Here is a 6,033-nt window from a genome sequence, read left to right on the forward strand (position 1 = left end):
GAGAATCTGATGCAAACGCGTGTTACACAATGTTTAGGTATTCAATATCCAATTATTCAAGGCGGTATGATGTGGGTAGGAACAGCGGAGCTGGCCAGCGCTGTCTCTAATGCCGGTGGACTAGGTACACTCACCGCCTTAACTCAAGCAACGCCCGATGCATTAGCTGCCGAAATTCAACGTTGCAAAAGCATGACGGATCGTCCATTTGCGGTCAACTTGACCTTATTGCCGAGTATTCAGCCACCCCCTTATGCAGATTATCGGCAAGTCATCATTGAAAGTGGGGTAAAGATTGTCGAAACCGCTGGTAACCGCCCACATGAGCATATTGAAGCCTTTAAAGCACACGGGATTACAGTCATTCACAAGTGTACCTCGGTACGGCATGCGCTATCGGCCGAACGGATTGGTGCAGATCTCATTTCGATTGATGGTTTTGAATGTGCAGGGCATCCAGGAGAAGATGATATTCCAGGCTTAGTATTAATCCCAGCTGCCGCTGATCAGGTGCGCGTGCCATTAATTGCCAGTGGTGGTTTTGCTGATGGACGTGGTTTAGTGGCAGCATTGGCTTTAGGCGCAGAAGGCATCAATATGGGTACACGTTTTTGCGCGACTCAAGAAGCACCGATTCATCCTCGGGTGAAACAATTTTATCTCGAGCAAGATGAGCGCGCGACGCAACTCCTGTATCGGCAATTTAATAATACCGCACGCGTGGCCAAAAATTCCATTTCGGAGCAAGTTTTACAGATCAGTCAAAATCCACAGGCGAGTTTTGACATGATTCGTCACTTGGTCAGCGGTGCCCGTGGTAAAACAGTGCTTGAAACTGGGGACCTTGATGCAGGTCTGATCAGTGCAGGGCAGGTAATGGGCCTGATTCATGATATTCCAAGCTGTGATGCTTTAATTCAAAGCATTATTCAACAGGCGCAGCAGATTATTGGCCAGCGTTTAAGTCATTTTATGATATCTAAATCATCATGAATAATTTTTTTGCCTGAAAAAACATAAAAGGCTAGATTTTTTTCTATACAGACACTATAGTATTTTTAGAATTAAATTTCGTTGTACGAAACTAAACAAGAATAACTAGAGACGCCAAAGGATTTAGCGATGCGACCATACCAAGCACCTTTAAAAGATATGCACTTTGTACTCAATGATGTGCTCAAGATTGAACAGCTATATCAAGCGCTGCCCAAATATCAAGATAAAGTTTCAGAAGAGCTTTTTGCCCAATATTTACAAGTGGCTGCTGATTTTTGCCAAAATGAGTTATTACCTTTAAATGCTATTGGTGATCAAGAAGGTTGCCGTTTAGACAATGGTGTAGTCACCACACCAACAGGCTTTAAAGCAGCTTATCAACAATATGTTGCTTTAGGATTTCCATCCTTAACAGGTGATGAAAACTACGGTGGTCAGGGTTTTCCCACTCTGCTACGTATTGCTATGTCAGAAATGATTACCGCGACCAACTGGTCATGGGGGATGTACCCGGGCTTAGCACACGGTGCAATGCGTACTTTAGAACATCACGGCAGTGAAGAGCAAAAACAAAAATTCTTGGTGCCGTTATTAGAAGGACGTTGGACAGGTACCATGTGTTTAACCGAATCACATGCAGGTTCCGATTTAGGTTTAATTCGCACCAAAGCAGTGCCACAAGCAGATGGTAGCTATGCTATTAGTGGAGAGAAAATCTTTATTTCAGCTGGTGACCATGATTTGGCTGAAAATATTGTCCATATTGTTTTGGCACGTTTACCTGATGCGCCTAAAGGCACCAAAGGTATTTCTCTATTTATTGTGCCTAAATTTAATCTAGATGAGAACGGTGCTGTGGCGGAACCTAATGGTGTGATCTGCAGCGCACTCGAACATAAAATGGGTATTCATGGTAATGCCACTTGTGTTTTAAATTTTGAGCAAGCCAAGGGTTACTTAATAGGTCCTGAAAATCGTGGCTTAAATTGTATGTTTACCTTTATGAACTCAGCGCGTATTGGTACAGCCATTCAAGGGTTGGCTGCAGCAGAGTCAGCTTATCAAGGGGCATTAAAATACGCCAAAGAACGCTTAGCGATGCGTGCTTTGACTGGAGCTGAACGTCCTGATTTACCTGCTGATCCAATTATCGTGCACCCTGCGGTGCGGAATATGTTATTAACGCAAAAAGTCTTTGCAGAAGGTTCACGCGCCTTAGCTTATTACTTAGCCAGCTATGCGGATTTAGCGGAAGCTTCAACAAGTGCAGTAGAAAAACAGCAAGCTGAAGATCGTTTGGCCTTATTAACACCAATTGCAAAGGCATTTATGACCGAAACAGGTTTGGAAGCGGCTAAACACGGTATGCAAATTTTTGGTGGGCATGGTTACATTGCAGAACATGGTATGGAACAAGTGGCACGCGATGCCCGTATTGCTTGCTTATATGAAGGCACTACAGAAATTCAATCAATTGATTTACTGGCGCGTAAGGTCTTAGGTTCTAAATTAGAGTTATTGCATCCATTGACTGACGAGATTAAAATTTTTATTGAACAAAATCAAACTAAAAACCAATTTTCTACTCAGTTTAAGCAACTCTCAGATTTGGTCAGTCAATGGCTAGATTTAACGAGCTTTGTAGAACAACAAGCCAAAAGCTCAGCCAATGAAATTGGTGCCGCTTCAGTCGATTATCTATATTTCTCAGGCTATGTGGTATTTGCTTATTTATGGCTCAAAATGGCGTTGGTGGCGGCGGAAAAAGCGCAAGATAGCCAAGATCCATTTTACGCAGCTAAAGTGAAAACCAGTCAATTCTATTTTGAACGTATTTTACCGCGTACCTTAACGCATCGTGGCAATATTATGGCCGGTAGCCAAAGTCTGTATCTTTTAGATCCAGATGAATTTAAATTCGATTAAGTTTTTTCCCACCCACAATTTTGCCAGTTGTGGGTTTTTTTATATCTGCGTAGGAGTAAATTATGGACTTAGACGCAAAAGTACAACAATTCAACCATCAACAACAAAGTATACGTTTTTATGAAGCGGGGCAACGTAGCCAACATCCGACTATTGTTTTAATTCACGGTACAGGTGGGAGTACGGATAAGCATTTTAACTATATTTTTCCAATGCTTGCGGTACATCAGCGTGTCTTGTCGATTGATCTTTATACACCGGATCGAGATGATCTTGAGGTGCATGACTTTAGTGCTCAAGTTGCTGCGCTGATTGAGCAATATACCGAGGCAGATGAAGAGATTACAGTAGTTGGTTATTCTTTAGGTGCTGTAATTGCCGCTCAATTGGCGGCAGAATTGGGTGAGCGGATCTCACGGCTAATTTTACTGGCAGGTTGGGCGAAAACCAGTTCCGTACAGCAATTACGTAACCATGTTTGGCAAACTTTATTTGAAGAGCGCTCGCAAGCTTTGCCGCATTTTATTAACTATTGTTTATACAGTGATCAATATTTATCACTGCGCAATCAACAACAAGTACTCGATCTCGCTCGCTTTGTGACACCTTCTAAGGATGCGGCCAAACAGCGTATTTTAAACTGTCGTATTGATATTACCGCCTTGCTCAAAGAAATTAGCGCGCAAACTTTGGTCGTTGCATGTACACAAGATCGTATGATTCCTTATGCACAAGGCAAATTATTGTTTGCAGGGATCCGTAATAGTCGTTATAGCGAGATTCAATCTGGACATGCTTTATATATTGAAGCACCTGCTGAGGTGGTCCGTTTAATTCATTTATTTAGTCAGCATGCTGAGCGTTATCACGCCAACAGTACACTCGCTGCGCTGCTGCCTTAAGGAGATGTTTTGATGCAACATTATCAAATTTTAATTGTTGGAACGGGCTTTGGCGGTTTAGGCATGGCAATTCGTTTAAAACAACAAGGGATTGAGAATTTTCGACTGATTGAGCGGGCTAATGAAGTTGGTGGCACATGGCGTGACAACACTTATCCTGGTGTTGCTTGTGATGTGCCGTCACATTTGTATTCATTTTCTTTTGTACAAAATCCAAATTGGTCACGGGTTTTTCCACAAGGTCAAGAAATACAAAACTATTTAATTCAAACCTGTGATGAGTATGCGATTCGTCAACACATTGATTTTAATACTTCACTTGAATGTGCCACATGGCAAAGTGACTTAAAACGTTGGCACATTCAAACCTCACAAGGACAATACAGTGCAGATTTTTTAATTACTGCCACGGGGCATTTAGCAGATGAACGTTTACCCAATATTCAAGGAATTGAACAATTCCAAGGGCAAATCATGCATTCAGCACGTTGGCAGCATGATATAGATCTCAGCAATCAACGTGTGGCGGTGATTGGTTCTGGTGCCTCAGCCATACAACTAGTACCTGAAGTGGCCAAATGTGCCAAACAACTCACTGTTTTACAGCGTAGTGCACCTTATATTTTACCGCGCCCTGACCGTGCTTATAGCACGCTTGAAAAGCAACTTTTTGCCAAAGACCCCGCAAGTATGGCGCAGTTACGCCATGAAATTTTTTGGGGTAATGAATATAACTTCGCGCAGCGTCGCAATGTCACGAGCCAAATTGAGCGGGTGAAAAAAAATTGCCTTAACTTTTTAGCGAAGCAAGTACCTGACCCAACGTTAAGGGCCAAGCTTACACCTAACTATCAGCCGGGCTGTAAACGTTTATTATTATCCAATAGCTATTATCCCACCTTTCTCGAAGCTCATGTGACCCTAGAAGATGCGGCTTTATCTGAAATTAATGCCAGTCAAGTCATCAGTCAAAAGGGCAATGCTTATGATGTCGATGTGATTATTTTTGCGACAGGTTTTGAGGCAGCACGACCGCCTTATGCCAGTAAAGTAGTGGGTAAACACGGCTTGAGTTTAGAACAGCAATGGCAAAATGGCATGCAAGGTTATCAATCGACCACGGTGCACAATTTCCCTAACTTATTTATTTTAAATGGCCCTAATACTGCTACAGGCCATAATTCAGCATTATACTTCCTTGAAGTACAATTTGATTTAATTTTAGATGCTTTAGACTTTTTTAAACAACAGCAGATTCAAGTCTTTGAAGCGGATGAACAAGCTGAAGCTGATTATATGGCAGATTTACAAACTTTATCTCAAGGCAGCGTGTGGTTATCTGAGGGCTGTAAAAGTTGGTATTTAGATCCGGTGAGTCGCAAACTGACGCTTATTTGGCCTGATTTTGCACATTCTTTCCGTGATCAAAATCAGCATTTCAAGCGCAGTGGTTATCATTATCAATATATACAGCAACAAACAGTCGCCTAAATGCTCAAAGCGCCAATAATTGGCGCTTTTTTGTAATCTATAATAATGAAAAGCATGAGTAACTTATAGATTGCTTAAACTCTTGAATCGATCCATTATTCTCTTTTCGCTTTTTAGTAAAATATAAATAAAAGACCAGGTAAATCTTCTCATGAATAGGATTTAAATGGGGGATGGGTACAACACAAAAACAGTCCGTGCTTTGCGATATGATCAGCAGTATAAAAAGAGATAAGCTTAAATTTCCTAAATCAATTTAAGCTTATACGTAACTTAATCATTGTATAAATAGCACATTATTTTTTATGACCGTGCTGAGCTAGGCAGGCATCTAATTTACTAGCATGTTCTGTATTACTTAGTTTGGCTAATGAAATTTCATAAGCACAATCTGTTTTGGCTTGCTGCATTTGCGCTGTAGACCAAGTGTTTTGATGGGGTGTGGATATACAGGCAGCTAAAGTTAAGGCACTGAATAGCATAAGTATTGGTTTCATAAATAGGACCTCATTACAGAAAATATTTTTATTAATAGACCTCTTGCGAAAGTAAAAATCACCTCCATATAAATTTCATGAGATATCAGAAATTAAACCGTTTTTCAGATTCTGAATTCAAACGCTTAGTTGGCGTACCTCGACAAGTTTTTACTGAGATGGTAGAGGTTCTAGAAATAGCAGAATCACTCAAAAAGAAATCAGGTCGACCTCATACTTTA

The 6,033-nt window shown here is 41.1% G+C and carries 5 protein-coding genes; 4 read left to right on the forward strand and 1 reads right to left on the reverse strand.

The window, feature by feature from the left end; all coding sequences use genetic code 11:
• The first annotated feature begins 9 nt into the window (after nucleotides 1-9).
• The 4 genes from AC5YCI_RS12095 (at nucleotide 10) to AC5YCI_RS12110 (ending at nucleotide 5,315) form a co-directional block, all read left to right on the forward strand.
• A complete protein-coding gene (locus AC5YCI_RS12095; protein WP_496129599.1) occupies nucleotides 10-993 on the forward strand; it encodes an NAD(P)H-dependent flavin oxidoreductase in 984 nt (327 codons plus the stop codon).
• A 129-nt stretch (nucleotides 994-1,122) separates the two neighbouring features.
• Nucleotides 1,123-2,922, forward strand: coding sequence for an acyl-CoA dehydrogenase C-terminal domain-containing protein (locus tag AC5YCI_RS12100; RefSeq protein ID WP_496129598.1), 1,800 nt, complete (start codon nucleotides 1,123-1,125; stop codon nucleotides 2,920-2,922).
• A 62-nt stretch (nucleotides 2,923-2,984) separates the two neighbouring features.
• Nucleotides 2,985-3,824, forward strand: coding sequence for an alpha/beta fold hydrolase (locus AC5YCI_RS12105; RefSeq protein ID WP_496129597.1), 840 nt, complete (start codon nucleotides 2,985-2,987; stop codon nucleotides 3,822-3,824).
• A 12-nt stretch (nucleotides 3,825-3,836) separates the two neighbouring features.
• Nucleotides 3,837-5,315, forward strand: coding sequence for a flavin-containing monooxygenase (locus AC5YCI_RS12110; protein WP_496129596.1), 1,479 nt, complete (start codon nucleotides 3,837-3,839; stop codon nucleotides 5,313-5,315).
• 296 nt (nucleotides 5,316-5,611) lie between these two features.
• Here the strand turns inward: AC5YCI_RS12110 and AC5YCI_RS12115 are convergent, their stop codons facing one another.
• Entirely contained in the window at nucleotides 5,612-5,812 is a 201-nt protein-coding gene (locus tag AC5YCI_RS12115; protein WP_496175583.1) for a hypothetical protein, read from the reverse strand.
• Between the last annotated feature and the right edge of the window lie 221 nt (nucleotides 5,813-6,033).

The sequence above is a fragment of the Acinetobacter sp. CY17 genome (assembly GCF_059515825.1).